This is a genomic window from Ramlibacter sp., assembly GCF_013697775.1.
Classification (GTDB): Bacteria; Pseudomonadota; Gammaproteobacteria; order Burkholderiales; family Burkholderiaceae_C; genus Ramlibacter.
Map to the genome: position 1 here is coordinate 1 of NZ_JACCWG010000425.1, position 3,295 is coordinate 3,295.

Genomic DNA, 3,295 nt, shown 5'->3' on the forward strand with positions numbered 1-3,295 from the left:
GCGGCGTCGGGCACGTGCGCAGCGACCGCCTCCAGCGCGTGCTCGGGCCGCGGCTGCCACAGCGCGCGCAGCAAGGCCTGCTGCTGCCTGGCGAGTGCGCTCATGCTGGGGCCCCGGTGTGCTGCGCAGCGGAACGCGCGTGCTCGGCTTCAGCCAGCAGCACGCCGAGCGCCGGAATGCCCGTGTCCCACTCCACCAGCGTGGGCACGGCGCCGAAGCGGCCGATCGCATGGGCATGCAGCGACCAGACGGCATCGCACACGCCGCTGCCGTGGTCGTCGATCACGATGTCGGGCAGCACGCAGTGGCCGGCGACGTGCAGCTCGCCCACGGCAGGGGGCGGGAGCGCATCGAGCCAGCGCCGGCAGGCGTCGAGGGGCTCGGCCGCATCGCCCGCGCGCCGCGCGTTGAGCGCGTTCACGTAGATGTTGTTCACGTCCACCAGCAGCTTGCAGCCGGTGCGCCGCGCGAGCGCGGCAAGAAACTCGGGCTCGCCGCGATCGCTGCCCGCGAGCGTGACGTAGGCCGAGAGGTTTTCCAGCAGGAGCGGGCGCCGCAGCCGGTCTTGCACGCGCTGCACGTTGGCCGCGAGCACGTCCAGCGCTTCGGTGTTGAACGGGATGGGCAGCAGGTCGGCCGCGTGCACGATGCCGCCGTTCCACGGCGCCCGTGCGAAGCAGGCATGGTCGCTGACCAGCAGAGGATCGATGCGCTGCACCAGCCGCGCGAGCTGCTCCAGATGCCAGGCATCGATGCCCGCGGCTGACCCGAGCGCCAGCCCGACGCCGTGCAGGCTGACCGGGTAGGCCCGGCGCGCCTGCTCCAGCACCGCGAGCGCGGCGCCGCCCGCGCCGAAAAAGTTTTCGGAATGGACCTCCAGGAAATCCAGGGCGGGCCGCGCCGCGAGCAGTTCGGCATAGTGCGGATGGCGCCAGCCGATGCCCACGGGACGCGGCGCGGCGCCGGGCGTCGCGCCGTCCATGGCGATCAGGACTTGGTGGCCTTCATTTTGGCCTCTTTGGCCGTCATGCCCTTCATGCCCTTGCAGGTGCCCTTGGCGACGTACTTCCACTCGGCGGCGTTGTCGCTCACCTTGGACTGGCCGGCGCACGAGTGGCTGCCGGTGAGGTTGGCGCAGTCGTTCTGGCCGGCCTTGGCGATGCCGTAGCACTTCTCCTTGTCGCTTCCCTGCGCGGCGGCCGGGGCGGCCACGAGCATGGTGGACAGCAGCGAGGCCGCGGCGGCGGCGATCAGGACACGTTGGTGCATGGCGATTTCCCTTGCAAGAAAGTTGACGAAGATCGGTTGTTCACCAGGCCGCAATCCGTCCTGGTTGCGGCTTGGTCGGCCTGCCGCGAAGGTTCTTACAGCAGCTCCGCGATGCGGTCCCAGGCTTCGGCCGGAATGCGGCCCTGGTAGCGCTCGACCACCCGGCCGGACTTGTCGATCAGGAAGCTCGCGGGCAGCTGCGCGGGCTTGCCGAAGCCGTCCCGGTAACCGGCATCGCCGACCCACAGCTGCACGAAGCGCTGCTTGAGCGGCACCGTGCGCGAGATGATCTGCTCGTACGACTGCAGGTCTTCCATGCGGCGGTCGGTGCTCACCAGCACCATCTCGAACGGCTTGCCGCGCCAGCCCTCGTAGTTCTGGCGTAGCTCGGGCATCTTGTCGCGGCAGACCGCGCATTCGGTGGACCAGAACATCAGCAGCACCACTTTGCCCTTGAGCGCGGCCAGCTGGAACGGTTTGCCGTCCACAGTACGACCCTCCAGCGCCGGCGCGGCCGGCTGCGCGTGGAGGGGGCCGGCGGCCAGTGCGGCCAGCAGCGCGAATGCGGTCAGTACGGATTTCATGCGAATGTGTCGTGTGCGAAGATGCCTGACTTACAGATCGACCCCATGTCACTGGACCGCCAGCTCGCCCAGCACCGCGACTATCTCCTACGTTTTGCCCGGCTGCAACTGCGCAACGACGCCTGGGCCGAGGACGCGGTGTCGGAAACGCTGCTGGCCGCGCTGGTCAAACCGCAATCCTTCGGCAACCGCAGCCAGCTCAAAACCTGGCTGGTCGGCATCCTGAAGCACAAGGTGATCGATATCCTGCGCCAGCGCAAGCGCGAGGTGGCGCTGGACCCGCAGGACGGCGACGCCAGCGAGGAGCTCGACGCGCTGGCCTTCAAGGCCGACGGCCATTACGCGGCGCAGCCGTCCGACTGGGGCAACCCCGAGCAGGAGCTGAGTTCGCGCCAGTTCTTCGCCGTGCTGGAAGCCTGCACCGACAAGCTGCCCGCCGCCATGGGCCGCGTGTTCCTGATGCGCGAGTGGCTGGAGCTCTCCAGCGACGAAATCTGCAAGGAACTGCAGGTGACGCCGACCAACCTGTACGTCCTGCTGCATCGCGCACGCCTTCGCCTGCGCGAGTGCCTGGAACTCAACTGGTTCGGAGGCCGAGTCGCATGATGCCATTGCGTCGCACCTGCAAGCAGGTCGCCGCGCTGCTGATCGCCCGCGAGGACCGTGCGCTGCCGTGGGCCGACCGGGTCGCGCTGCGCATGCACGTGGCCGCATGCCGCGCCTGCCCGGCGTTCGAGCGCCAGCTTCTCACCATGCGCAGCGCGCTGCGCCAATGGCGCAATTACCGGGACGACGACCAGGCCTGATTGCAGTCCATGGCCGCAGTGCAGGGCGCTACGGCAGAGCATGGCCTTCTTCAATGAGCCAAAAAGAGTTACAACAAGTCCGATTTATTCGGCTCGGAGCGACAAAGACAGCTGCTGGCACTTGCCAGGGTGCCCTGCATCTGCTTCATAATAGAAAAGCGTGGTTCCAAAGCTGTTTTTTGATTTCACGCAGGTTGCGGTGAACAGGTCAATTTTCGCGTCGCTGATTTGGTTGAATGCGTTTTCGGACTCCATCGCGCAAAGTCCATTGTTATCTTGAGGAGTCCCATTTCATGGGCAACAAACTTTACGTCGGCAATCTGCCCTACCAGATGCGCGACAGCGATCTCGAACAGGCATTCGGCCAGTTCGGCCAAGTGACCAGTGCCAAGGTCATGATGGAACGCGAAACCGGCCGCTCCAAGGGCTTCGGCTTCGTGGAAATGGCCAGTGACGCAGAAGCGCAAGCGGCGGTCAGCGGTATGAACGGCCAGCCCCTGGGCGGCCGCAGCATCGTGGTGAACGAGGCGCGCCCGATGGAGCAGCGTCCGCGCACCGGCGGTGGTGGCGGCGGCGGCTTCGGTGGTGGCGGTGGCGGCTACGGTGGTGGCGGCAGCGGCGGGGGCGGCGGTGGTG

General features: G+C 67.3%; 6 protein-coding genes. 3 read left to right on the plus strand and 3 right to left on the minus strand.

The genetic code is table 11. The annotated features are described in order from the left end of the window. Positions 1–100 precede the first annotated feature (100 nt). The 3 genes from H0U68_RS21545 to H0U68_RS21555 all read right to left on the minus strand — a co-directional run bounded on the left by H0U68_RS21545 (position 101) and on the right by H0U68_RS21555 (position 1,853). A complete protein-coding gene (locus tag H0U68_RS21545; RefSeq protein WP_296358953.1) occupies positions 101–982 on the minus strand; it encodes a DUF692 domain-containing protein in 882 nt (293 codons plus the stop codon). A gap of 5 nt (positions 983–987) precedes the next feature. Continuing rightward, positions 988–1,269 carry a DUF2282 domain-containing protein gene (locus H0U68_RS21550; RefSeq protein WP_296358954.1) on the minus strand — a complete coding sequence of 94 codons (282 nt, stop codon included), beginning with the start codon at positions 1,267–1,269 and terminating at the stop codon, positions 988–990. Positions 1,270–1,364: 95 nt separating this feature from the next. Further along, positions 1,365–1,853, minus strand: a complete 489-nt coding sequence (locus tag H0U68_RS21555; protein WP_296358955.1) for a TlpA disulfide reductase family protein — start codon at positions 1,851–1,853, stop codon at positions 1,365–1,367. A gap of 45 nt (positions 1,854–1,898) precedes the next feature. Between H0U68_RS21555 and H0U68_RS21560 the strand changes: the two genes are divergently transcribed. The 3 genes from H0U68_RS21560 to H0U68_RS21570 all read left to right on the plus strand — a co-directional run. Further along, the gene (locus H0U68_RS21560; protein WP_296358956.1) at positions 1,899–2,459 is read left to right on the plus strand and encodes a sigma-70 family RNA polymerase sigma factor; all 561 of its coding nucleotides are present in this window, start codon (positions 1,899–1,901) and stop codon (positions 2,457–2,459) included. Next, positions 2,456–2,659, plus strand: a complete 204-nt coding sequence (locus H0U68_RS21565) for a zf-HC2 domain-containing protein (RefSeq protein WP_296358957.1) — start codon at positions 2,456–2,458, stop codon at positions 2,657–2,659. The genes H0U68_RS21560 and H0U68_RS21565 overlap by 4 nt, the downstream gene beginning before the upstream one ends. A gap of 293 nt (positions 2,660–2,952) precedes the next feature. Next, on the plus strand, positions 2,953–3,295 hold a 343-nt coding region (locus H0U68_RS21570; protein ID WP_296358958.1), incomplete at its 3' end, for an RNA-binding protein.